The sequence below is a fragment of the Polynucleobacter sp. 39-46-10 genome (genome assembly GCF_002282275.1).
Window position 1 is genome coordinate 1 of the sequence record NZ_NCJB01000006.1, and the last position, 24,338, is coordinate 24,338.

Below are 24,338 nucleotides of genomic sequence, written 5' to 3' on the forward strand. Positions count from 1 at the left end.
CCCGCGTACCTTATTAATTGGTTTGGCTCTTAATATAACCACCCCAATGAGTTTTGCTAAGGAGCCTCCGCATATTAAAACCATGATGGGTCAAACTCAGTTGCAGGGGTTAGGCAGACTGAACTTTTGGGGATTTCATGTTTACGATGCGAATCTGTATCGTGGTGCAACTAAGGATTCTCAAGAGTTTGCTCTTGAGCTAAAGTACCAAAGATCATTCTCAGGCGAAGCAATTGCTAACCGCACGGCTGAAGAGATGAAAAACTTAGGTACAAGTGATGCTCAAGCAGCATCTTGGGGTAAAGAGTTGGCAGCTATTCTTCCCAATGTAGAGCCTGGCCAGACTATTGCTGCTGTTTATATCCCGAGGCAGGGAACCAGTTTCTTTTACGAGGGTAAAAAAATATCCCAGATCCAGGGCGCTGATTTTGCAAAAGCCTTTTTTGGTATTTGGCTAGATTCAAAAACGACTGCACCCAAACTCAGAACAGAATTGTTAGGACAGGGCTGTCCACCACCACTCATTTCAGGAGCATGTTAAATGCGTAAAACTTATATCGCTGCAAAATCGATGGCCCTAGTTTTTGTAGTCACGGGTCTATTTGCTTGCTCATCACCTTCTGTAACGCAGTACGCTAACGAGAAACCAAGCCTAGACCTCAGTGAGTACTTCAATGGCACGATAGATGCCTATGGAATTTTTACCGACCGCAGTGGCGAGGTGAAAAAACGATTTACCGTGCTCTTAGTTGCGCAGTGGAAGGTCATCGACGGTAAAAAAGTCGGCACCCTCGATGAGAGTTTTGAATACTCTGATGGCACTAAGCAAAAGCGTATTTGGACTCTGACTGAAACTGCCCCTGGTAAATATATTGGTAAGGCAGATGATGTGGTGGGTGAGGCGCTAGGAGAATCAGCTGGGAATGCCCTCAATTGGGCTTACACCTTGGCCTTGCCTGTAGATGGCACGATCTATCATGTGCAATTTAATGACTGGATGTACTTGGTGACACCTAAAGTCATGCTGAATAAAGCCAAAATGAGCAAATTCGGAATTGATTTGGGCGAAGTGACCCTCAGTTTTTATAAGCGCTAATTGATGATGCACTTCCCCTTCTTATTTATTTGTCGGCAAGGAAGATCAGTTTGAAAAAGCTCATACTGATTTTGGGTGATCAACTAGATATAGATAGCGCCGCCTTAAAAGATTTCAACCCCAAGACAGATGAAGTGCTGATGGTGGAGTCTGCCAATGAGGCGCAACATGTTTGGTCTCATAAAGCAAAGATTGCTTTATTTTTATCGGCCATGCGGCACTTTGCCGAGTATCTTAAGGCCCAAGGATTTCCTCTTGCCTATATTGAGCATTCTCCCAAGAGCATTTCGGAAGAGCTCAAAACCAAAATCATTGACGGAAAATTTACGCACCTCGTGTGTGTGGAGCCAGGGGAGTGGCGACTAAAGCAATCCACTGAGGCTTTGGCTTTGGAGCTCAAAATTGTTCTAGAGGTACGACAGGACACCCATTTTTATTGCGCGCATCCAGAATTTAAAGAATGGGTCGCCAATAAAAAAGAATTACGACTGGAGTACTTCTACAGACTGATGCGCAAAACCCATGGGATCTTGATGGATCAGGACGGTAACCCAGAAGGTGGGCAGTGGAATTTTGATCGAGACAATCGCAAGCCCTTTCCAAAGAAAGGTCCTGGATTAATTCCACCCCCAGAATTATTTTCGCCAGATGAGATTACCAAAGTGGTTCTAGCTGAGGTGGAAGAGCGATACCCAGATCATCCTGGGTCACTGGCGCACTTTCAATGGCCGGTGACTCGCCAGCAAGCACTTCAAGCACTCGAGGGATTTGTTGAGCATCGACTGGCAACTTTCGGTATTTATGAAGACGCGATGTGGACTGATACGCCTTTTGGTTGGCACTCATTGTTATCCAGCTCTCTGAACCTGAAGTTACTTAATCCCAGAGAAGTGATTGATGCTGTTTTGTTTGCCTGGAAAAAGTACGACCTGGAGCTTGCAACTGTTGAGGGATTCATTCGTCAAATCTTAGGGTGGCGAGAATTTGTTCGTGGCATGTATTACCTCGATATGCCTCAAATGGCGTTGGATAATTTTTATGATCACCAGAATCGATTGCCTGCTTGGTATTGGAATGGCAAAACAAAAATGAAATGCATGCAGGAGTCGATAGGGCAAACTCTGCAGTATGGCTATGCTCATCATATTCAGCGCCTCATGGTGACGGGTAACTTTGCCTTGCTCGCAGAAATTCTGCCAAAAGATGTTTGTGATTGGTATCTTGCAATTTATGTTGATGCGATTGAATGGGTGGAGTTACCCAATACAGCTGGAATGGCTTTATTTGCGAGCGGTGGCCGCTTTACCAGTAAGCCCTATATTGCCAGTGGCGCTTATATTAAGAGAATGAGCAACTACTGCGGCTCTTGCCAATATAAGCCTGACATTCGGTTTGGGGAGGGTGCCTGCCCAATGACTAATCTCTATTGGAATTTCTTAATTAAACATCGGACTCAATTTGAGGCAAGCCCACGGACCCGCTTGATGACTGCAAATTTGTCTCGAATTAGCGATCCAGATCAGCAGGCAATCCAGGCGCATGCCAAAGGGCTTTTAGGGGGTTTGAACTCCTTGTAACGGGTTTATCCCGCCCGTAGGGTGCTACGACGCATTTTGTGAATTTGTGTCACACTTTCGCTATATAAATCAGCAGGTTAAATAGCCATGAGAATTGAAGACACCGATCCAGCACGGCATGCCGGTATTGAATATCCTATGGAAGTGGGTGCACCAGTATTTGCGCCGATTAAAGTCCTAGAAGAAAAAGACAAAGCAGTTAACGTCGCTCGCCAAAATGCAAAGCTCGAATACGACCGCATTATGGAGCAGGCTGAAGTGTTAATGAAGCAGGCGCGTTCACTTCAGGCGCGATTAGATGCTACAGAAATGGTCCATAGCGCCAAATTCAGCTTTAACCCTCTGCATGGTAAAACCTACCACTTGTATTTTGATAGTCGCATTGGTACAAATGTGTTGATTCAAAACGGCCCGGATCAGTGGAGTTGCGGTATTCCCGATGCTTGGACTTATTCCATGGCTGTCAAAAAGCTTGGGGATAGTACATGGGCTGTTGTTGAGGAAGATGAGATTGCATCCTCTTCGCTTGCAGTAAGATAATTTTTTACATAAAAATAATAAGGTGACTTGTGACAACTGCTCGAATTGTTAGTCTTTCAGAACTCGGTAGCGCCGATGTGATTCAGTTAATCGATAAAGAGCTGCCAGCTCCAGCAAGGGGCGAAGTACAACTTCGTCAAACTGCAATTGGCTTTAACTTTATTGATGTGTACCAGCGCTCAGGTGTTTACCCCTTGGAATTGCCAACAGGTTTGGGTCACGAGGCAGTTGGCGTGGTCGAGGCCCTTGGTGAAGGTGTCACTCGATTCAAGCTGGGCGATCGCGTGATGTACATGAATGCTGGTATCGGTGCTTATGCTAGTGCGCGCAATGTTGCGGTAGATAAGCTGGTGTCAGTGCCAGACAATGTGTCTGATGAGATTGCCGCCGCCGTGTTCTTCAAGGCAATGACTGCGCAATACTTGATTCAGAAAACGTATAAAGTGAAATCTGGAGACGTCGTGCTGGTTCATGCCGCTGCTGGTGGTGTTGGTCAAATCTTAGCGGGTTGGGCCAAATCATTGGGCGCTTTTGTAGTCGGAACTGTAGGATCTGAAGCTAAGTTTGCTGCAGCTAAAGAAGCGGGATGCGATGCAGTAGTCGATTACTCAAAGCCGAATTGGGTTGAAGAAGTGATTAAGGCAACCGGTGGACGCAAGGCAAATATTGTTTATGACTCAGTTGCTAAAACTACTTTCTTGGGTTCCCTCGATTGTGCTGCGCCATTTGGAACTGTGGCTTTGTTCGGTGCTGCCTCCGGCCCAGCGCCGGATATTCACCCAGAAATTCTGAATAAGAAGGGCTGCCTATTCTTAACTAGACCTTCTGTATTTCCACACAACGCTACACCTGAGCTATTGCAAGAAAATGCCCGCGCAGTATTTGATGCAATTGCTCAAGGTCGAGTAAAAGTACAAATTGGTGCCAAGTTCTCTCTCGAACAAGCGGCTGAGGCGCATAAAGCAGCAGAGGGAAGAAAAGTTTCAGGTGCGATTGTTATTACACCTTAATGTGGGTTACCGAACATAAGGTCTAATGACATGGATTGTTGAAGAGCCCCGCCTGTGCGGGGCTCTTTACTTTCCACTCGACTACTAAATTCAGTCGCTTAACTGTAGAATGAATTACAAGCACTTACGCTAATTAAAAGAGGCTCATATGAACTTCTACATCAACTCAATTCTTTGTGCAATCTGCCTCACTTGCTCTTCAGTAGTGTGTGCGCAAATTCCCGACACTCAATACTCCCAAGGAATCTCTTATATCTCAGGTGGGGTAGGTGAAGAGGAATCACAGGCGATTTTGGCAGAGGCGAAGCAATGGCCTCTATTGCTGGAGTTATCTCAAATAGAAAATGGTCGTGGTGTTTGGATTTTTGGTGCAAAGATCAAAATTCTGAATGCTAAGAGTCAGGCCATATTTGATGCGCAAGCAGATGGCCCCTACATGCTCGTTAATTTACCTGCGGGCGAGTACCTACTGGAGGGAGTTTATCAAGGGCTAGTTCAGAAGAAATCCATTACGTTAAAGACAGCATTGCCGCAGAAGGTCAATCTCTTTTGGAAATCCTAGTTCATTTTATTTCTACTTAGTTATAGTTTCGGTGACTGATAAAAATTTGGAGATCTGTTTGAATAGCGTTTCACCTAAAGTATTGGAGCAGCTCGCACCTAATGGCGTTCTATCTGCTGCGGTGTACTTGGGCAATTTCTTATTGGTTACTGGTCGATCACCCTCTGGTGAGCCGACTGGTATCTCGCCGGATATCTGTCGAGCCATTGCAAAGCATTTGGGTGTGGAGTTAAGCCTGATGGGCTTTAATACCCAGGCTGAGGTGGTTGAGGCTGTAGTCAGCGGAAGATGCGGCATCGCATTATTGGGTTCTGATCCCGCTCGCGCTCAAAAGATTACCTTCACGCCTGCATATGTCGAACTAGAAGCTACTTACTTGGTGCCTGCTCATTCACCCATTGTGGATCTGTCGCAGGTAGATCAGCCAGGCATTCGAATTGCATCTTTTGATAAGAGTGCTTATGACCTTTGGTTGCAACGCAACCTCAAATATGCCCGCTTAGTTCATGCTGACAGTGTGAAAGCCAGCACAGAATTATTTGTCAGCGAAAAATTAGATGCTTTAGCCGGATTGAAAACGGGCCTAGTTTTGGTCTCTAAAGATATCCCTGGATCAAGAATTTTGGATGGTCAATTCACCGGAATACAGCAGGCAGTTGCTGCTCAAAAATCCCACATAGAATCGATTGAGTTTTTGAATGCTTGTGTGGCAGAATTTATTAGATCTGGGTTGGTGGCAGATCTCATTAGTCAATATCAGGTTCAGGGCCTGTCAGTTGCAACGCTCCCTTAAATGGCTTCAGAGGGCGGGTAACCCTCGGATTCCCGTAAATAATGGCTTTAAGTTTGTATGGCGGCATGTTTAGGCGATGAATGCTTCCCGCCCACTCCGCTTATAATCTGCTAAGCAATTGAATTAAAAGAAATTTATTCTTTAAATGCCGTTTTTAGCTTGTTTGACAGCCCCAAGTGGGTCTTAGACAATGCTTGAGTGGTTTGATTCAAGCCATTTCTTTCGATGACAGCCACTAATTCCTCCTTCCCAGCATCTTCAGCCACGGCCCTTGAGGCTCGGAAGATATCTTGCGTGCGAGGTGAGCGAGAACTTTTTTCAGGTCTTCACTTGCAGGTATTTGCTGGTCAGTGCGTCCATGTGCGTGGTGAGAATGGAGTTGGAAAAACGAGTCTATTACGTTTACTTACTGGCCTGGCTTCCCCTGAGTCTGGAGAAGTTTTTTGGAATAGCCGTTCCATTAAAAAAGAAGCGCCTGAATATCACAGCAAACTTTTATTTTTAGGTCATCGTGATGCCCTGAAAGAAGATCTCAGTGCCATCGAAAATTTGCGTATGTATGCTGCGATTGATGGCATTGCACTTTCTGAGCAAGATGCCTTCTCCGCCCTTTGGCGATTTGGCCTTAAGGGGCGCGAAGATCTACCTGTGAACTGTTTATCTGCGGGTCAGAAAAAACGGGTCTTGATGGCGCGCATGGTGACGCGACGGGCGCAAGTCTGGATTTTGGATGAGCCTTTTAATGCCTTGGATACCCATGCCGTGCAGGAGTTGGAAGGCTTGATAGCGGAGCATCTTGAGGGTAATGGGCTGGTGGTGCTGACAAGTCATCAGTCACTAACCATACCCGGTCTGCGAGTTTTAGATTTATGAGAGCCTTTATAGCTATTGTTCATCGCGATCTATTGCTGGTGATGCGTCGCAAGAGTGAGGTCTTAACGGCATTATTTTTCTTTGTGATTGTGACCAGCTTATTCCCATTAGGCATTGGTGCCGATACCGCCTTGCTGAGAAAGATTGCGCCTGGCGTCATTTGGGTGGCTGCCTTACTCTCTACATTACTTGGTTTGCAGCGTATGTTTGCGGCTGATTACGCCGACGGCACCTTGGAGCAATTAGTCTTGTCTCCGAATTCATTTACGGCCTTGGTATTTGGCAAGATTATTGCCCATTGGTTAGTGTGTGGGCTTCCCTTAGTTTTATTGGCACCTGTGATTGGCATTCAGTTTGATTTGGATGCCCAATCCTTGGAAGTGCTGATGGCGGCATTATTGCTGGGGACGCCAGTTCTGTCCTTATTGGGCTCGATTGGCGCAGCTTTAACTCTCGGGGTGAGGGGTGGCAGCATCTTGATGAGTCTTCTGATATTGCCGCTCTACATTCCAGTATTGATTTTTGGGGCTGGCGCTGTCTACGCTAGCAGCGTGGGCCTTGATATCACAGGACATTTTTCCCTATTGGGCGCTTTATTCATTTTGGCATTAGCATTTATGCCTTGGGTTAGTGCTAATGCTGTAAAGATTGCCATCGAATGAGTAATGTAAATAATTTATCCTCTAGCCGCATCATGAATTGGTTCAAATTCTCGAGCCCAAGTACCTTTTATCCGCTTGCTGGAAAATTGATTCCTTGGTTTTGGGCGCTCACGTTTATTTTTGGCGCCGCTGGCTTATGGGTGAGTTTCTTTGTGGCACCCGTGGATGCAGTGCAGGGCCAGGGTTACCGCATTATTTTTGTTCATGTGCCGGCCTCCTGGATGTCGATGTTTATCTATCTAGTGATGGCTGCTTGGGCTGGATTAGGTTTGGTATTTAATACGCGCCTATCAGCCATGATGGCTCAGGCCTTAGCCCCCATCGGTGCTTGGCTGGCTTTTCTGTCTTTGTGGACTGGTGCTTTCTGGGGTAAGCCCATGTGGGGTGCTTGGTGGGTATGGGATGCGCGTTTAACTTCCGAACTCATCTTGCTCTTTTTGTATCTCGGATTTATTGCCTTGCAAGCTTCCATTGACAATACTCGCCGCGCTGATAAAGCAGGGGCAATACTGGCCTTAGTTGGTGTAGTGAATGTGCCTATTATTTATTTTTCAGTGAAGTGGTGGAATACCTTGCATCAAGGCGCCTCCGTTTCATTAACTAAAGCTCCGGCGATGGCTCAGACAATGCTCTGGGGAATGTTGTTGATGGCTTTATGCTTCTGGATGTACTCAATTGCAGTAGGGTTAATGCGTGCGCGCGCCATCATTTTGGAGCGTGAGGCTCATACTGATTGGGTTAAGCAATTAAACGAGGTAAAGCGTTGATGTGGAATAGTCCGGCTGAATTCTTTGCGATGGGTGGTTATGCCCTGTATGTGTGGTGCAGCTTCGGTGTTTGTGCCTTGGTGCTCTTATTGGAGCCTCTGGCTGTTCGCGCGCGCCATAAGTCGATTGTGCGTAGGCTGCAGCGTGAGGTGATGGCAGAGCGGTTTGAGCAAAAGGGTGGTGAATGAAACCAAGACATAAACGAGCAGCCATTATTGTTGGTGCGCTCATTGCCATTGGCATTGCGGCAGTATTAATTTTGAATGCCCTAAACAGCAACATTGCTTTATACGTAACCCCAAGTGAAGTAGCTTCTGGCAAATCACCAGCTGGCCAGACTTTCCGAATTGGTGGCATGGTCAAGGATGGATCGGTTAAGCGGGATGGCCTAATAGTGAACTTTGTGATTACCGATATGGTGAAAGATATTCCTGTGGCCTACACCGGTATTCTTCCGGATTTATTTAAAGAGGGTAAGGGCGCAGTTATTCAAGGCCGTCTCAATGCAAATGGGCAATTTATTGCTAGCGAAGTATTAGCTAAGCATGATGAAAACTATATGCCTCCAGAGGCTAAGCATGCTTTAGAGCAAGCTCAAAAAAATGGAAATAAATAATGATTCCTGAGTTTGGGCATTACGCATTAATTCTGGCCTTATGCATTGCCATCATTCAAGGGATCCTGCCATTGGTTGGCGCCCATCAAGGTCGACGCGAATGGATTCTGTTGGCAAGACCTGCTGCACAAACCGTTTTCCTATTACTCGCTATTGCATTTGTGATTTTGGCCTGGAGCTTTTACTCGAATGATTTTTCTGTCCTTTATGTAGCAGAGCATTCAAACTCACTAATGCCCGTTATTTACCGCTTAGGTGCGGTGTGGGGCGGTCATGAAGGCTCTTTATTGCTTTGGATTTTCTTGCTATCGACTTGGACATTTTTAGTGGCCCAGCTTTCTAAGGCTTTAGATGAATTTATGGTCGCTCGAGTGATCGGGGTCTTAGGCTTAGTCATCACCGGCCTGCTCTTGTTTGTTCTCATGACTTCCAATCCGTTTGAGCGACTCTTACCAGCCGCTCAGGATGGGCGCTCTTTAAATCCGCTTTTACAAGATCCGGGCTTAGTCTTTCATCCGCCCATGTTGTACATGGGCTACGTTGGCTTCTCAGTTGCATTTGCATTTGCAATTGCATCTTTATTATCTGGTCGTCTTGATGCCGCTTGGGCGCGTTGGTCACGTCCATGGACGACTGCTGCTTGGGTATTTCTAACGCTTGGTATTGCCTTGGGTTCGTGGTGGGCTTATTACGAATTAGGTTGGGGTGGCTGGTGGTTCTGGGACCCCGTTGAAAATGCCTCGTTCATTCCTTGGTTGGTTGGTACTGCCTTGCTCCATTCTTTAGCCGTTACTGAGAAGCGCGGCGGCTTTAAGAGTTGGACCGTGTTGTTGGCAATTACTGCCTTCTCGCTTTCACTTCTGGGGACCTTTCTGGTGCGTTCTGGAGTCCTGACTTCAGTGCATGCATTTGCGACCGATCCCAAGCGCGGCATCTTTATTCTGATTTTCTTAGTATTGGTTGTGGGCTCCTCTTTAACTCTTTACGCTTGGCGCGCTCCAAAGAGTACGCTTGGAGGTAAGTTCAGCTTCACATCCCGCGAAACTTTTATTTTGTTGGGCAATGTTTTCTTGGTGGTCTCTGCTGCATCAGTGCTCTTGGGTACGCTTTATCCCTTACTGATTGATGCCCTCCATTTAGGAAAGATCTCAGTAGGTCCTCCATACTTTAATAGCGTCTTTGTGCCCATCATGATTCCTCTATTGGTATTGATGGGAATTGGGCCTTGGACTAGCTGGAAGAACTCCAATCTCTTGGATGTGATTAAGCGCTTATGGATTGCAGCCCTAGTGGCAGTGATTGCTGCCGCCTTGATTCCATTTGCCATGGGTGAGTTTACTTGGCTCAGTAGCCTTGGTTTCTTATTGGTTTTTTGGGTCATTGCTTCAGGAGTAATGCAAATTATTCGCCAAGCAAAAGCAGGCAAACCTACGCGTTCATTTATCGGCATGCAGGTGGCGCATCTCGGTATAGCGGTCTTTGTGATTGGGGTCACCATGGTGGGTGCTTATCAAGAAGAAAAAGATGTGCGCATGCTTGCAGGTGAAAGCGTTAGTGTTGGTGGTTACCAAATTCAGCTTCAGAGTGTGAACGCAGTTCCTGGCCCAAACTACAAAGCTATGCAGGGGACTTTCCTGCTGACCCGCAATGGCAAAGTAGAAGCCACGATGTACCCTGAAAAGCGTAGCTACTTTTCTTCAACAATGCCAATGACCGAGGCGGCGATTGATGCAGGCCTGACTAGAGATATCTACGTTTCATTAGGTGAGGAGTTGGACGATAAGGCGTGGGCAGTGCGGGTCTATTACAAGCCTTTTGTTGATTGGATTTGGGGTGGTTGCTTGTTGATGGCACTGGGCGGCGTACTGGCCATGTCGGATAAACGTTATCGCATGAAGTTGAAGAAAGTGGCAGCATGAAAGCCAAGTTTTTAATTCCACTTCTATTGTTTGTAGTGTTGGTTGGATTTTTAGCGGTAGGCTTAAATCGTGATCCGCATGAGGTGCCTTCCCCTCTCATTGGTAAGCAGGCTCCTGCTTTTGAATTGCCGCAGCTGGCAGACCCTCAAAAAACCTTTTCACCCGAGAGTATGAGAGGTAAGGTCTGGATTTTGAATGTATGGGCCTCTTGGTGTGTCGCTTGTCGTGAAGAGCATCCTGTTCTCGTTGAACTAGGCAAGTTACAGGTAGCACCGATTATTGGTTTGGATTACAAAGATAAGCGTGACGATGCTATGGCAATGCTTGCTCGCCAAGGTAATCCTTACGTTTTATCTGCCTTTGATGCCAACGGTCGTGTTGGGATTGATTATGGTGTGTATGGTGTTCCAGAGACATATGTCATTGATAAGGCTGGAGTGATTCGTTTTAAGCATATTGGCCCAATTACGATGGAATTGCTTAATAAGAAGATTATTCCTTTGCTGGGCGAGCTCAAGTGATTTTGAAAAAACTTCTCCTGTCTGCCTTTGCGACCATTGCGCTTTTTTGTGCGATGAATAGTTCTTTTGCTAAAGATGCTGCTGCACTTGCGGATGATCCGGTTACCGAGCAACGCCTCATTACGATTTCAGAAGAAATGCGTTGTCTAGTTTGTCAAAATGAATCGCTTGCAGGCTCTCGCTCTGATTTGGCAAATGATTTGCGTCGAGAAATTCGTATTCTGATTAATGAGGGTAAGACGGACGAGCAGATTCGGAATTTTATGGTTGAGCGTTACGGTGATTTTGTTTTATATCGACCACCTGTAAAGCCGATTACCTGGCTCCTATGGATAGGCCCCTTTGTGATTCTGCTTGCTGGCATTATTGGCCTTATGGTTTATCTGCGTCGCAGAAATCAGAGTATGCCTAGCGCCACCTTATCCGAAGAAGATAATCGTCGCATTGATGCGCTTCTTCGGGATGCAAAATCCAGTTCAACAGAAAATGCACATGACTAGTTTTTTAATTCCCGCCGCCTTATTGTTGATCTTGGTCTTGGTTCTGTTATTGCGCCCCTTATTTTTCCCGGAAAGGGAGTCTGCAACATCGCGTCGTCAGATGAATGCAGCCATCTATCGAGAAGAGTTAGATAAGCTTGATGCTGATCGTTTGGCGGGCAGGGTGGATGGTGATAGTTATGAGCAGACTCATGCAGAAATGCGTCAGCGACTTTTCCAGGATACGGATGAGGCGGATGATCTTGCAGTGCTGGGCTCAACTAAGAAAACCATCATTGGACTTTGTCTTTTTGTAGTGTTGCTCTCATCAGGATTTTATTTTTATCTTGGCGATGCTTCTCGGATCGCTGAAAAGAGCACTGAAAAGCCAATGACTCAAGAGTCTGTTGAAAAGATGATTGTGGAGTTTGCTGCCAAGATGGAGAAAGACCCAGACAATCTCAAGGGTTGGGCCATGTTAGCGCGCTCCTATCGAATTCTGGGTCGCAATGCTGAAGCTGCCAATGCTTATGTTCGCGCAGGCTCTTTTATTGACTCTGACCCACAATTACTAGCGGACTATGCCGATGTGTTGGCGGCAAATGCAAATGGTAATTTTGCCGGCAAGCCGCAGCAATTAATTAATAAAGCATTGGCTCTGGATCCAAATAATTTATTGGCTCTATGGCTTTCTGGTACGGCAGCTTTTAATGTGCAAAACTACAAAGCTGCAGTACAGTCTTGGGAAAAAATAGCAATACAGCTACCTCCCGATACGGATGAAGCTCGTGCAATTGCCTCGTCTATTGCTGAAGCACGCAACAAGGGAGGGATTGCACCAGCGAGCGCGCCAGTGATCAGCAATCAAGGAGTGAGTGGGCGGGTGGGAATATTGTCTGCACTTGAATCGAAAGTGAAGGCGGGCGACACCTTGATGGTGATCGCTCGTAAGCCGGGTGAGCGTATGCCAGTAGCAGTGCTCAAAACCGCAGTTACGGCATTTCCAATCAGTTTTGTTCTCAATGATTCTTTGGCAATGAGCCCGAATGCATTGATCTCTCAATTGCCTGAGGTATCAGTTGAAGTGCGGATCTCAAAATCAGGGATGGCGATGCCAGAATCTGGGGACTTGATATCTGCACCCCAAACAATCAAGGTCGGCACTACTAATGCCCGATTATTGATTGATCAGATTAGGCCTTAATTAACCTCGACCAACAAATGGCATATTGGTTGCCATGATGGTCATTGAAAGAATATTGCTTTCTAAGGGTAGTTGAGCCATGTGCAAGACAGCTTGCCCAACATGATCCACATCCATGAGTGGCTCCACCTTTTTTGAGCCATCAGGTTGCAAAATACCAGCAGCCATCGGGATAGTCATTTCAGTGCCCGCGTTGCCAATATCAATTTGACCGCAAGCAATATTAAATGGTCGACCATCTAATGCGATGGATTTGGTTAAACCAGTTATTGCATGCTTGGTTGCGGTATACGGAGCAGCCATCGGGCGTGGCGCATGCGCAGAGATTGAGCCATTATTAATGATTCGACCTCCCTGATGAGATTGGGCCTTCATCATGCGGATAGCTTCTTGAGAGCATAAGAAGGCTCCGCAGAGATTGGCGTTAACGACATTCATCCATTGCTCGTAGCTTAACTCTTCCATGGGAATTGCTGGAGCACCCATGCCAGCATTATTAAAAAGTACATCAATGCGGCCAAACTGTTTTTGGATTTCTGAAAATAAGTGTTTTACTTGCTCTGGATTGCCAACATCACAGCTTAGTGCGAGGCAATTTTGCTTATTCCCGCCAATATCCTCAATGGCTGCATTGAGTTTCTCAATGTTTCTGCCGGTCAGGACAACACGAAATCCACCCTGCAAAAGCGCTTTTGCCGCTGCTTTCCCGATGCCCGTTCCAGCTCCTGTGACAAGGGCTACTTTATTGAGGCCTGAGTTCATTGCAATCCTAATAGTTCTGTAAACCCCCCCATCTTATCCCGAAATAATTTGAATGAATTCATTCCGCTCTTGATCTCTAGGCTCGGGGCATAATGGCAAAAACGAAAAGTATTCTTATGGACTTCATACGCAAAAATATCTATAACCCCATGGCAGTTGGTATCGCTTTTTTGATTCTGGTTGCCATACTTTTTGCTACGCTCTGGGTTCTAGTTCCACCCCCTCCCAGGTCGATTGAATTGGCGACTGGTTTTCCTACTGGTTTGTATCAGCAGTTTGGTGAAAAGCTCAAAAGTGAACTTGCTGAGGAGGGTATTTCCCTCAAGTTGCGAACCACTGGTGGAACAAGCGATAACTTGTCTTTATTAGGCGATCCGAATTCAGGTGTTGATTTTGCAATGGTTCAGGGTGGTGTAGCTGACTTATCAAAGCACCCCAATTTTGTCTCGATTGCTGGTGTTTTTTATGAGCCAGTCTGGGTTTGGTATCGAGAATCGAGCTTTCCAAATGAATCTGGGCGATTGGGTTTGTTGAGCCAGCTAAAAGATAAGCGGGTATCTATTGGTAATGAAGGTAGTGGCACGCTCTCCTTAGCCTCTCAATTGCTTGAGGCAAGTGGATTAACTATGGGCGATCTTCGTACTGAAAAGCTAAAGCCACTAGATGCCTTAGAGAAGTTCAAAAAAGGAGAGTTAGACGCTGTATTTTTGGTGAGCGCTGCCGAGGCACCCTTGGTTAAAAGTTTTTATGAAACTCCCGGCATTCGCTTAATGAGTTTTGAACAGGCTGAAGCCTATGTTCATTTATTCCCCTTCTTATCCAAGGTGACGGTGCCACGTGGGGTAGTCAGTATTGGGTACGACTTACCAAAGCAAGATATTCAGGTCTTGGCAGCAACAGCGACTTTGGTGGGAAAGAGGGATGTTAGCCCTGCATTGGTGACCTTATTACTTGGCGATACTTACGAAATTCTGAAAACCTATTCCTATTTACAAAAGTCGGGAGAGTTTCCGTCGGGTACCGGTCTGGATTTTCCATTGCACGTAGATGCAGAAATTTATCTAAAGGATGGCCCTTCTTTCTTGCATCGTTACCTCCCTTTTTGGACGGCTGTATGGATTGGACGATTTGCGAAAATTGTGATCCCACTGCTTGTGATTTTGATTCCCTTGTTTACCTATATCCCCGCGGCTAAGAATTTACTCTTGCGCCTCAAGTTATCTCAGGTATACGACGAGCTCAAGATAATTGAAAAAAATGCATCCAATCCAGCCTTAAAAGAAAAGAACTTCAAGGACTTAGAAGATATTGAGCGAAGAGTGGGCAATATCAGGGTCTCTATGCTAGATGCGAAAGAGTTGTATGACTTAAAAGGGCATGTGGGAGAAGTGCGCGGTCGTTTAAATTTGCATTCCTAAAATGCTTGGTAAGCGCCTAAAATAAACCCCATGAATCTTTCAAGCCTTCTGCCACCACTGACCCCAGTAAAGGGTGTAGCCCAATCTCTCCGAGATGATGGTTTTGCAGTGATCTCTGCGCAGGATGTGTCAGAAATTGCACATGTGGATCTTGGTCAACTACTGGATCTTACCCAGTTTTGGGAGGGTTTGCCGCGTGACCCCTATTTAAAAGATGGTGGGCGATATCGCTTTCGCCGCCATTCCAGCTTTGAGATTAAGGGTGAATCTTTACTCATGGTGCCCCATCGCGCCCATTGGCAGTCGGTAAACTACAACGCCTTGCATGGGGGTATCGAGCGTTGGTTCGAGCCTTCACAGGCTCAGCTCACCAGCAATCCTGCCTGGCAATCGCTTTTACTGGGATTGGCTCGTGTTCTCAGTAGTGTGAAGCAGGCAAGCACCTGGTTTGTCGAAGCGCACCAATTTCGAATTGATACAACCGATGGAATTGGGCGTCCAACTCCTGAAGGAGCGCATCGCGACGGTGTAGATTTTGTTGCCGTCTTTTTGCTCAATCGCGTTGGCATCAAAGGTGGCGAGACGCGTATTTTTGATGCGCACGGCTCCGCTGGTTTGAGATTTACGCTGACTGAACCATGGTCTTTATTGCTCATGAATGATGAGCGCATGATTCATGAATCTACCCCCATCCAGCCATTGGGGCCACATGGCTATAGGGATACCTTGGTGCTTACCTTCCGCTCGAATGGCTTCCAGGATTCACCTGATCGCAGTCAACAGTAAGGCCCAATGCGTTTTAAACCTACCGGTTACACCCCCTTCATGCTCATGGCGCAAACCTGCGCGCTTCTGGGCTTCGCCTGTTATGCCGTAGTGCTAACCACGTTGCAGGATGAATGGCAGCTCAGCAATTTACAGTCTGGACTAATTGCTAGCGCTTTCTTTTTTGGTTACATGCTGATGGTTCCATTGGCAACCGCTCTGACAGATCGCGTCGATGCAAAAAAGGTCTATCTCATAGGCGGTCTTTCGGCCACTTGTGGATTGCTAGGTATGGGTCTCTTAGCTTATAACTTTTGGACTGCATTGATCTTTATGGCACTCAATGGGGCTGGCTTGGCCGGCACCTATATGCCTGGCTTAAAAATTCTCTCGGATCGCATTAAGACTGGTGAATTAAGTCGCCACATTGCTTTCTACACCGCTTTCTTTGGTATTGGCACTGGCTTCTCTTATCTCTGCTCAGGCTGGATCTTGGATAGCTTGGGCTGGCGCTATGTTTTTGGAATCATTGCCTTAGGCCCGTTCACTGCATTGTTGATTGTGCTCATATTTATCCCTGCGCTTATCCATGAGAAGTGGCATGGCCCAATTCGGATTCGATTGCACGACATTTTCCCGGTCGATAAGTGGCGCTTAGTCTTGCAAGATAAAACAGCTTCAGGATTTATTTTTGGCTATACCGTGCACTCGATTGAATTATTTGCTTCTCGCAGCTGGATCGTCGCTTTTTTTGGCTTCTGTGCAATTGTGACGGGCGCTCCTTTTCTATTAACCGCCACCACCCTTGCGGGCGTGATTAATTTCTTTGGCGTTCCCGCATCTATTATTGGAAACGAGATTGCCCTAAGAATTGGGCGTCAAAAATGGATTTTCTTTGTCATGCTATCTAGCGCGGCATTTGGTGTTGCGCTTTCTTTATCAACCGGACAATCCTGGTGGTTAATTATTGCGTTGGCTGTAGGGCATACGATTTTCATCATGGCCGATTCTGCTACCTTGACTGCGGGTTTAGTTGTTAGTGCCCAAGAAAATATCAAGGGTGCAGCAATGGGTCTACATTCATTAATGGGGTTTGGGGGTGGTTTGTTAGGCCCAGCCATCTTCGGGTTTGTACTCGACGTAACGGGTTCGCGTGCCTCGCAAATTTCTTGGGTCTGGGCTTATTCCGCTGTAGTGATCTGGGGTGTATTGTTTGTTCTATACGAACGTCGTAATGGTTGGGTAAGCAAGCCTCTAGCCCGAAATTAATTATTCTTCATGAGCTCTAGCTTGCCAAGTAATAGCTGCTATCACTGTGGAAGTTTTATTCTTCCGGGTGACTCCTACGAACTTGATTTAGCTGGTATCAATAGAAAATTCTGTTGCGCTGGCTGTATGGCAATTGCGCAAACTATTCATGGCGAAGGTCTTGAAGTGTTCTATGCGCGTCGCGCACAGTCAAGTGATAAGCCTGCAGCTTATCTTGCCTCAAATGAAATTCCCGACAATCTTGCCCCTTACGACGATCCCTCTTTGCTTGGCCGATATACCCGGCCCAGTGGGGAAGAGGGTAATTTAGAAACAACTTTGCGACTTGAGAAGATTCGCTGTGCTGCTTGCGTATGGTTGTGTGAGCAACACTTGCGACGCATTCCTGGTGTCAAAGATGTCCAGATCAATTACGTTAGTCAAAAGCTGAAGGCAGAATTCTCGCCAGGCCAAACTAGTCTGGCGCGTTTGCTATTTGAAGTAGAGCGGATTGGTTATGAAGCTTGGCCTTTTGAACCGTCACTTTCGATTGAGAAATCCAAAAAAGAACGTCGTCAACTACTCACTCGTCTTGGAGTTGCATTACTAGGCATGATGCAAGTCATGATGTATGCGTGGCCAGGCTATGTGGGTGATAGTGATATCACGGCTGAATATGACTTACTGCTGGGCTGGACTAGCTGGGCCCTTACTGTGCCCGTAATGATGTATTCAGCAGGTCCAATCTTCCAGGCCGCATGGCGCAGTGTTGCCGCATTTCGCCAAACGCATATGTTGGGTATGGATGTGCCGATTGCTTTAGCCTTAGCCTTAGCATTCTCTGCCGGTACTGTGAATCTAGCGACTGGCTCAGGCCAGGGTTACTTTGATTCCATCACGATGTTCGTCGCTTTTATTTTAGCTGCCCGCTATGTGGAGCTATTGGCTCGTCAAGATGCACAGGGCGGAGCGGAGGCCTTGGCAAAACAGTTACCGGCTACTTGTGAAAGAGTGCCGAACTATCCCGCCTCCCAGCAAGTTGAAATTGTGCCGGTGATTAACTGCAATCCTGGCGAAGTTCTTCGCGTTCCCCCGGGCGATGTTGTTCCGGCTGACGGTATTTTGATTGAGTGCGAGAGTTCGCTAGATGAGTCGCTACTCTCCGGCGAATCTAAACCAATTGATAAAAAGATTGGTGATCGAGTGTATGCAGGTACGCACAATATTCTCAATCCCATGCTCATGAGAATTGATGCAGTAGGTCAATCTACACGCATTGCGGGGATCGCATCCTTGCTGGATCAGGCCTTGCAAGCTAAACCTTTAATGGTAAGTCTCGCAGAAAAGTGGGCTGGATATTTTGTTGGCTTTCTGTTGATTGCCGCTTTTTTATCTTCAGCGATTTGGTGGTACGTCGACCCCAGCAGGGCTTGGACGGTGTTGGTTTCTGTATTGGTGGCCAGCTGTCCTTGTGCTTTATCTCTTGCTGTGCCGACAGCAATGGCCGCAGCCCAGGGCGCGGTAACTAAGCTGGGTTTACTGATTGTGCGCGGTCACGTGCTAGAGGGTTTGGTTAAGGCTACGGATTTGGTGCTCGATAAAACTGGCACCCTCACCATGGGTCAACCAGTGTTAACAGAAATTCGGATCGCTCGACCAGAATTTGCTAGGGCAGACGTATTGAGTCTTGCCGCAGCGATGGAGGCTGGGCAAAAGCATCCTCTCGCGCTGTCCCTGATGCGTGCTGCTGAGGCCGAGAATCTCTCGCTGTCAAACTTGTCTACACCTGTTACCAACGAATTAGGTAAGGGCCTGAGCTCAGGCATATATCGATTAGGAAGCGCTGCTTGGTTGGGTGCCCAACAGATTGCGCAAGAAGGGCAATATGGGCAAGTGCATCTAGCAGATGACAAAGGTTTGATTGCAAGCTTTCTGTTTTTGGATACCCCAAGAGCGGGTCTTGAGAAATTATTGTCAGCAGCAAAATCTCGTAAGATCACTGTGCATTTAGTTTCAGGGGATGATCCTGTGACAGTAGCGTGGTGGGCGCATCAAGTTGGCATCGATAGCTTCAAAGGCGCTTGCTCCCCAGAAGAAAAATATCACTACATTGAGGGCTTGCAAAATGAAGGTCACTTTGTCTGGGCAATTGGTGACGGCATTAACGATGCGCCTTTATTAGCGAGAGCGGATGTCTCCATTGCTGTTGGAGCCGGTGCACCACTCGCTACAGCAGGCGCAGATGCGATTTTGACGGCAAGTTCCTTAGTTCCCTTAGCTCAATCTTTATTGCTGGCAGATAAAACCCAGCGGATTATTAAAGAAAATTTGATCTGGGCCTTGGTGTACAACCTATTAGCTATTCCGGCGGCCATGATGGGCTGGGTCAACCCTTGGGTGGCAGGTATTGGTATGTCCCTGTCTTCCCTAGCGGTCACATTAAATGCCTGGCGGCTCAGAAAGGCCTAGACTAGAAGGATGGAAAGCCTTTTTCTATTAATCCCTATTTCCCTGCTTTTAATTGGACTTTTGGCCTGGATTTTCTATTGGTCTGTAAAAGCAGGGCAGTTCGATGATTTAGAGGGTCCAGGGGAGGCCATTTTGATGGACGACGATACCCCGAAACCCAAAAATGTTAGTGATCACTACAAAAAATAGCTATATTTTTTAAGTAGTTATGAAATATAGTGAAATGATTGGAGTTAGAGAGTACGTAAATGCACGCATCCTTTTTGACATAGATCAAAACGCCCCATAAGGCTTACTTTGATAATGACATCAGTCTATTTGGATTATGTCGCTGTTTGGTCACAAAAAAGGAGAAACCATGGGACTTACCGTGGGGAACAATCAAGATACCTTCAATTACAAGGTTGTCAGCCAATTTGCCATCGTTACGGTGGTTTGGGGAATTGTGGGCATGCTCGTGGGGGTGATCCTCGCTGCGCAGCTCATTTGGCCTGATATCACTTTTAATATCCCATGGTTAAGCTATGGTCGCTTGCGTCCATTGCATACCAATGCAGTGATTTTTGCCTTCGGTGGATCCGCGTTATTTGCCACGTCTTATTACATCGTGCAGCGCACCTGCCAAGCAAGACTCTTTTGTGACAAGCTAGCGGCCTTCACCTTTTGGGGTTGGCAATTGGTGATTGTATTGGCAGCAGTGACATTGCCTTTAGGTATTTCAACTTCAAAAGAGTATGCAGAGCTTGAGTGGCCTATTGACATCCTGATTACCTTGGTTTGGGTTGCCTACGCAGTGGTGTTCTTCGGCACCATCATGAAGCGAAAAACAAAACATATTTATGTTTCCAATTGGTTCTTCGGTGCATACATTCTGACAATTGCAATTCTGCATATTTTTAATAACTTGGAAATGCCAGCAAGCTTGTGGAAATCTTATTCTGCTTATGCTGGCGTGCAAGATGCGATGGTGCAGTGGTGGTATGGCCACAATGCAGTTGGCTTCTTCCTCACTACCAGCTTCTTAGGCATGATGTACTACTTCATCCCTAAGCAAGCAGAGCGTCCAATCTACTCATATCGCTTGTCCATCGTTCACTTTTGGGCTTTGAACTTTACCTATATGTGGGCAGGTCCTCACCATCTACAACACACTTCCTTGCCAGACTGGACTCAGTCGCTTGGAACTGTGTTCTCGATTATTTTGTTGGCTCCATCATGGGGCGGCATGATCAACGGCATCATGACTTTATCTGGCGCGTGGTTTAAATTGCGCACCGACCCAATCTTGAAATTCTTGGTAGTGGCATTGTCTTTCTACGGCATGTCCACCTTTGAAGGCTCAATGATGTCTATTAAGACGGTGAACAGCTTGTCACATTACACCGACTGGACTATTGGTCACGTGCACTCCGGCGCTCTTGGTTGGGTTGCCATGATTACCATTGGCTCTTTGTACTACCTGATCCCTCGCTTAGTTGGTCAAAAAGATATGTACAGCACGCGTCTAATTGAAGTGCATTTCTGGATCGCTACGATCGGTGTTGTTCTGTATATTGCTGCGATGTGGATTGCTGGCGTAATGCAAGGATTGATGTGGAGAGCATTTGAGCCGGATGGAACGTTGACCTATAGTTTTGTTGAATCTGTAAAGGCAACGTTCCCCTTCTATGTGATTCGTTTGTTGGGCGGCCTCTGCTACTTAAGCGGCATGTTCTTGATGGCATACAACGTGTACAAGACAGTGATTGGTAAAACATTTGTGAATGCCCCAATTCCACAAACATCCACAACTGCTCACTAAGGAGAAGAAAAATGTCTAATGAAAATAAATTCTTTTCCCACGGAACACTTGAGAAAAACGTTGGCTGGTTAATTATTGCTACCATCATTGTGGTTTCAATTGCTGGCCTGGTTCAAATTGTTCCGCTGTTCTTTCAGCATACAACCACTGAACCAAGTCCTGGCGTAGCGCCATATACAGCACTGCGCTTAGCAGGCCGTGACGTATACCAGCGCGAAGGTTGTGTTGGATGCCATTCACAGCAAATCCGCACACTGCGTTCAGAAGTTGAGCGTTATGGTCCTTACTCCTTAGCTGGTGAGTCCGTATTTGATCATCCGTTCTTATGGGGTAGTAAGCGTACTGGTCCTGATTTGGCTCGTGTTGGTGCTCGTTATTCTGATGATTGGCATCGTATTCACCTTCGCAATCCGCGTGATGTGGTTCCTGAGTCGAATATGCCTGGATACCCTTGGTTGCAAAAGAGTGCTGCCGATGCTTCCTCAATTCAGTCTCATATGGTGGCAATGCGTCGTTTAGGCGTTCCTTACACCGATGAAATGATTGCTGAAGCTCCCAAAGAGTTGGAAGGCAAAACTGAAGAGGATGCATTGATTGCTTACCTTCAAGGTTTGGGTGTCAATCGTCGTTACATCGCTGTTGATGAAGTTGTAGCGAAATAATTACCCGGATTATTAATTTAAAAACTATATAAATCAAATGGAACAGATTACAGCTTATCTCTCCGCTTTTTCAACAGTAATCGGGCTCACCTTTTTTGTTGGGATTATTTGGTGGGCTTGGTCGCCTAGCAGAAAGTCAGCCAATGAAGAGTCAGCCGAGCTGCCATTTGATCTTCCAGATGAATTTAGTAAGGACAAATCATGAGTGACTTTTTTAATAGCGGTTGGAGTAATTACATCGCGCTTGTTTCATTAGTCGGTATTGTTTGGTGTGTCTGGCTCTTGTTTTCTCAGCGCAAAGCTAAGGTAGTCCACACAGCTGATGGCGCCGTAGCCGATACTGGACATGTTTGGGATGGCGATTTGCGTGAGCTCAATAACCCATTGCCTCGCTGGTGGATGTGGATGTTCTTGCTCTCCTGCATCTTTGGACTGATTTACTTAGTGCTGTTCCCTGGTTTGGGTTCATATCCAGGGGTAGTGGGTTACTCAACTGACGGTGCTTTGATGAGTTCCATGACAGAAGCCAATGATGAGTTAAAGCCTGTTTACGCTAAGTACGTAAAGATGGATATCGAGCAAGTTGCCGCCGATCCTAAGGCTCGTGAAATGGGTCAGCGTTTGTTTTTGAACTCCTGTGCTCAGTGCCATGGTTCGGATGCAGGTGGTGCAAAAGGTTTCCCGAATTTGACTGATCGTGACTGGCTCTATGGCGGTTCTCCTGAAAATATTAAGACGACCCTCATTAATGGGCGCAATGGAGTGATGCCTGCGTATGGACATCTTGAGAGTGCGCAGATTGTAGATTTAGCCAACTATGTTCGCAGTTTGTCTGGTCTACCTGCTGATGATGCAAAAGTCGCTCGTGGCGCAGAATTATTTAAAGCCAATTGCGTTGCTTGTCATGGCACTGATGGCAAGGGTAATATTGTCTTAGGTGCGCCTAATTTGACCGATAAGACTTGGTTATATGGTGGATCAGAGGCAACTATTGTGGAGACTCTCACAAAGGGTCGGATGGCAATGATGCCTTCTCAAGATAAAGTATTGAGCCCTGAAAAGATTCATCTTTTAACAGCTTATGTCTGGGGCTTGTCTAACAATAAGACTGCTGCGGCTAAATAGACGGTGTCAGATCATTCTCCAGTTGGGAAGCCTATTCCTATAGATGTAATCGAGGAGTCTCTTTACGAGGTCCGGCGAAAGATTTACCCACGATCTGTTAGCGGGTTATTTGCCCGCTGGCGCATTATTTTGGTTATTGCTACTCAGTTACTGTTTTACGGTCTCCCATGGATCAGTTGGAACGGTCGTCAAGCAGTTCTATTTGATTTAATTCAGCGTAAGTTTTATATCTTTGGCTTGGTTTTGTGGCCACAGGATGTGATCTATCTGACGCTTCTGTTAATTCTTTCCGCTTTAGCCCTCTTTTTGTTCACTGCAATTGCAGGCCGACTATTTTGTGGCTATGCCTGTCCACAAACGGTCTATACCGAAATTTTTATGTGGATCGAGCGTAAGGTCGAGGGTGATCGATTTGCACGCATTCGTTTAGATGGCGAAGAGTGGCCGTGGGGTTTGCGTAAGTGGCGCCTCAAAATTACTAAGCATTTTCTGTGGTTCTTGATTGCTTTCTGGACGGGCTTTACTTTCATCGGCTACTTCACTCCAATTGAAACCCTTGCTGCGGCAATTCTGCATTTATCGCTGGGTCCATGGCAAACCTTCTGGTTATGTTTCTATAGCTTTGCAACTTGGGGTAATGCCGGTTTCATGCGTGAGCAGGTATGTAAATACATGTGCCCATATGCACGCTTCCAAAGCGTGATGGTCGATAAGGATACGTTCCTGGTTACTTACGATAAAGTTCGTGGCGAACCACGAGGTAGTCGTAGCAAGTCAGCTGATCATGAGACGTTGGGATTAGGTGATTGTGTTGATTGCAGTATTTGCGTACAAGTCTGTCCAACCGGTATTGATATTCGTGATGGCCTTCAGTATATGTGCATTGGGTGTGGGGCCTGTATTGATGCCTGCGATCAAGTCATGGAGAAAGTCGATTATCCAAAGGGATTGATTCGATACACAACTGAGCGAGCTATTGACGATAAAGAAACTAATCAGAGTGCCATACGTCATATTTTGCGTCCACGCGTTTTAATTTATACCGCTTTCATTACGGTACTTACTAGTGCTTTCTTGATTTCATTAATTACCCGAAATCCATTGCGGGTAGATGTGATGCGAGACCGCGGGGCCTTGGCTCGCGAAGTAGACGGTGTTCGTATTGAGAACATCTATCGCATTCAGATCATGAACGCCTCGGAAAATAATATGAATGTGCAGCTTAAGGCTAGCGGTTTATCTGACCTAAAAATACTGAATTCTCAAGGGCAAGTTGTCACTGAGGTTGAAGTAGGCCCTGCCAGTAATTTGCTGATTCCAGTTAAAGTTAGCACTACTGTTGGGGCGCATGAGCCTGGTAACTACCCGATTCATTTTGATGTGATTGGCCACGAGAAGTCTGGTAGTGAGTTGATCACTAGAGCCCGCGATGAAAAATCCAGTTTTATTGTTCCCCGCTAAGCTGTATT

General features: G+C 46.4%; 27 protein-coding genes. 26 read left to right on the forward strand and 1 reads right to left on the reverse strand.

What is annotated here, in order from left to right:
* From B7X71_RS01305 to ccmI, 16 genes are all read left to right on the forward strand, one after another.
* Positions 1–541, forward strand: a 541-nt coding sequence (locus B7X71_RS01305) for a chalcone isomerase family protein (RefSeq protein WP_363926554.1), incomplete at its 5' end; no start/stop codon positions are given.
* Positions 542–1,096: a DUF3833 domain-containing protein gene (locus B7X71_RS01310; RefSeq protein ID WP_293596883.1), complete on the forward strand. Its 555-nt coding sequence runs from the start codon at positions 542–544 to the stop codon at positions 1,094–1,096. It abuts the gene before it with no gap.
* A 50-nt stretch (positions 1,097–1,146) separates the two neighbouring features.
* Entirely contained in the window at positions 1,147–2,673 is a 1,527-nt protein-coding gene (locus tag B7X71_RS01315; RefSeq protein WP_293596882.1) for a cryptochrome/photolyase family protein, read from the forward strand.
* An 87-nt stretch (positions 2,674–2,760) separates the two neighbouring features.
* Positions 2,761–3,213 carry a DUF2452 domain-containing protein gene (locus B7X71_RS01320; protein ID WP_293596881.1) on the forward strand — a complete coding sequence of 151 codons (453 nt, stop codon included), beginning with the start codon at positions 2,761–2,763 and terminating at the stop codon, positions 3,211–3,213.
* A gap of 29 nt (positions 3,214–3,242) precedes the next feature.
* Positions 3,243–4,223 carry a quinone oxidoreductase gene (locus B7X71_RS01325; protein WP_293596880.1) on the forward strand — a complete coding sequence of 327 codons (981 nt, stop codon included), beginning with the start codon at positions 3,243–3,245 and terminating at the stop codon, positions 4,221–4,223.
* Between the two features lie 148 nt (positions 4,224–4,371).
* The gene (locus B7X71_RS01330; protein ID WP_293596879.1) at positions 4,372–4,785 is read left to right on the forward strand and encodes a carboxypeptidase regulatory-like domain-containing protein; all 414 of its coding nucleotides are present in this window, start codon (positions 4,372–4,374) and stop codon (positions 4,783–4,785) included.
* Positions 4,786–4,843: 58 nt separating this feature from the next.
* Positions 4,844–5,578 carry a transporter substrate-binding domain-containing protein gene (locus B7X71_RS01335; protein ID WP_293600130.1) on the forward strand — a complete coding sequence of 245 codons (735 nt, stop codon included), beginning with the start codon at positions 4,844–4,846 and terminating at the stop codon, positions 5,576–5,578.
* Between the two features lie 225 nt (positions 5,579–5,803).
* Complete coding sequence (gene ccmA / locus B7X71_RS01340) at positions 5,804–6,451, forward strand: cytochrome c biogenesis heme-transporting ATPase CcmA (protein ID WP_293596877.1); 648 nt, start codon at positions 5,804–5,806, stop codon at positions 6,449–6,451.
* Positions 6,448–7,113: a heme exporter protein CcmB gene (gene ccmB / locus B7X71_RS01345; RefSeq protein ID WP_293596876.1), complete on the forward strand. Its 666-nt coding sequence runs from the start codon at positions 6,448–6,450 to the stop codon at positions 7,111–7,113. The genes ccmA and ccmB overlap by 4 nt, the downstream gene beginning before the upstream one ends.
* The gene (ccmC, locus tag B7X71_RS01350) at positions 7,110–7,880 is read left to right on the forward strand and encodes a heme ABC transporter permease CcmC (RefSeq protein WP_293596875.1); all 771 of its coding nucleotides are present in this window, start codon (positions 7,110–7,112) and stop codon (positions 7,878–7,880) included. Before ccmB ends, ccmC begins: the two co-directional genes overlap by 4 nt.
* The gene (gene ccmD / locus B7X71_RS01355) at positions 7,880–8,068 is read left to right on the forward strand and encodes a heme exporter protein CcmD (RefSeq protein ID WP_293596900.1); all 189 of its coding nucleotides are present in this window, start codon (positions 7,880–7,882) and stop codon (positions 8,066–8,068) included. Before ccmC ends, ccmD begins: the two co-directional genes overlap by 1 nt.
* Complete coding sequence (gene ccmE, locus B7X71_RS01360; RefSeq protein ID WP_293596874.1) at positions 8,065–8,496, forward strand: cytochrome c maturation protein CcmE; 432 nt, start codon at positions 8,065–8,067, stop codon at positions 8,494–8,496. The genes ccmD and ccmE overlap by 4 nt, the downstream gene beginning before the upstream one ends.
* Positions 8,496–10,415, forward strand: coding sequence for a heme lyase CcmF/NrfE family subunit (locus B7X71_RS01365; RefSeq protein ID WP_293596873.1), 1,920 nt, complete (start codon positions 8,496–8,498; stop codon positions 10,413–10,415). The genes ccmE and B7X71_RS01365 overlap by 1 nt, the downstream gene beginning before the upstream one ends.
* Positions 10,412–10,936 (forward strand): DsbE family thiol:disulfide interchange protein, encoded by a 525-nt coding sequence (locus B7X71_RS01370; RefSeq protein WP_293596872.1) that lies wholly within the window; start codon positions 10,412–10,414, stop codon positions 10,934–10,936. Before B7X71_RS01365 ends, B7X71_RS01370 begins: the two co-directional genes overlap by 4 nt.
* Positions 10,933–11,436 (forward strand): cytochrome c-type biogenesis protein, encoded by a 504-nt coding sequence (locus B7X71_RS01375; protein ID WP_293596871.1) that lies wholly within the window; start codon positions 10,933–10,935, stop codon positions 11,434–11,436. The genes B7X71_RS01370 and B7X71_RS01375 overlap by 4 nt, the downstream gene beginning before the upstream one ends.
* Positions 11,429–12,619, forward strand: coding sequence for a c-type cytochrome biogenesis protein CcmI (ccmI, locus tag B7X71_RS01380; RefSeq protein ID WP_293596870.1), 1,191 nt, complete (start codon positions 11,429–11,431; stop codon positions 12,617–12,619). The genes B7X71_RS01375 and ccmI overlap by 8 nt, the downstream gene beginning before the upstream one ends.
* Here ccmI and B7X71_RS01385 read toward each other — a convergent pair whose 3' ends face one another.
* A complete protein-coding gene (locus tag B7X71_RS01385) occupies positions 12,620–13,381 on the reverse strand; it encodes an SDR family oxidoreductase (RefSeq protein WP_293596869.1) in 762 nt (253 codons plus the stop codon). It abuts the gene before it with no gap.
* A gap of 116 nt (positions 13,382–13,497) precedes the next feature.
* On the opposite strand from B7X71_RS01385, the gene B7X71_RS01390 reads away from it, so the two are divergent.
* The 10 genes from B7X71_RS01390 to ccoG all read left to right on the forward strand — a co-directional run bounded on the left by B7X71_RS01390 (position 13,498) and on the right by ccoG (position 24,330).
* On the forward strand, positions 13,498–14,799 hold the full coding sequence (locus B7X71_RS01390) for a TAXI family TRAP transporter solute-binding subunit (RefSeq protein WP_293596868.1): 1,302 nt from the start codon (positions 13,498–13,500) through the stop codon (positions 14,797–14,799).
* Positions 14,800–14,829: 30 nt separating this feature from the next.
* Positions 14,830–15,585, forward strand: a complete 756-nt coding sequence (locus tag B7X71_RS01395) for a 2OG-Fe dioxygenase family protein (RefSeq protein WP_293596867.1) — start codon at positions 14,830–14,832, stop codon at positions 15,583–15,585.
* A gap of 6 nt (positions 15,586–15,591) precedes the next feature.
* On the forward strand, positions 15,592–16,833 hold the full coding sequence (locus tag B7X71_RS01400) for an MFS transporter (protein WP_293596866.1): 1,242 nt from the start codon (positions 15,592–15,594) through the stop codon (positions 16,831–16,833).
* 9 nt (positions 16,834–16,842) lie between these two features.
* Positions 16,843–19,281, forward strand: a complete 2,439-nt coding sequence (locus tag B7X71_RS01405) for a heavy metal translocating P-type ATPase (protein WP_293596865.1) — start codon at positions 16,843–16,845, stop codon at positions 19,279–19,281.
* A gap of 9 nt (positions 19,282–19,290) precedes the next feature.
* Positions 19,291–19,470 (forward strand): cbb3-type cytochrome oxidase assembly protein CcoS, encoded by a 180-nt coding sequence (ccoS, locus tag B7X71_RS01410; protein WP_293596864.1) that lies wholly within the window; start codon positions 19,291–19,293, stop codon positions 19,468–19,470.
* A gap of 169 nt (positions 19,471–19,639) precedes the next feature.
* Positions 19,640–21,082: a cytochrome-c oxidase, cbb3-type subunit I gene (gene ccoN / locus B7X71_RS01415; RefSeq protein ID WP_293596863.1), complete on the forward strand. Its 1,443-nt coding sequence runs from the start codon at positions 19,640–19,642 to the stop codon at positions 21,080–21,082.
* An 11-nt stretch (positions 21,083–21,093) separates the two neighbouring features.
* Entirely contained in the window at positions 21,094–21,744 is a 651-nt protein-coding gene (ccoO, locus tag B7X71_RS01420; protein WP_293596862.1) for a cytochrome-c oxidase, cbb3-type subunit II, read from the forward strand.
* A gap of 46 nt (positions 21,745–21,790) precedes the next feature.
* On the forward strand, positions 21,791–21,949 hold the full coding sequence (locus B7X71_RS01425; RefSeq protein WP_293596899.1) for a CcoQ/FixQ family Cbb3-type cytochrome c oxidase assembly chaperone: 159 nt from the start codon (positions 21,791–21,793) through the stop codon (positions 21,947–21,949).
* Positions 21,946–22,869: a cytochrome-c oxidase, cbb3-type subunit III gene (gene ccoP, locus B7X71_RS01430; protein ID WP_293596861.1), complete on the forward strand. Its 924-nt coding sequence runs from the start codon at positions 21,946–21,948 to the stop codon at positions 22,867–22,869. The genes B7X71_RS01425 and ccoP overlap by 4 nt, the downstream gene beginning before the upstream one ends.
* 3 nt (positions 22,870–22,872) lie before the next feature.
* A complete protein-coding gene (ccoG, locus tag B7X71_RS01435) occupies positions 22,873–24,330 on the forward strand; it encodes a cytochrome c oxidase accessory protein CcoG (protein WP_293596860.1) in 1,458 nt (485 codons plus the stop codon).
* The last annotated feature ends 8 nt before the right edge of the window (positions 24,331–24,338 follow it).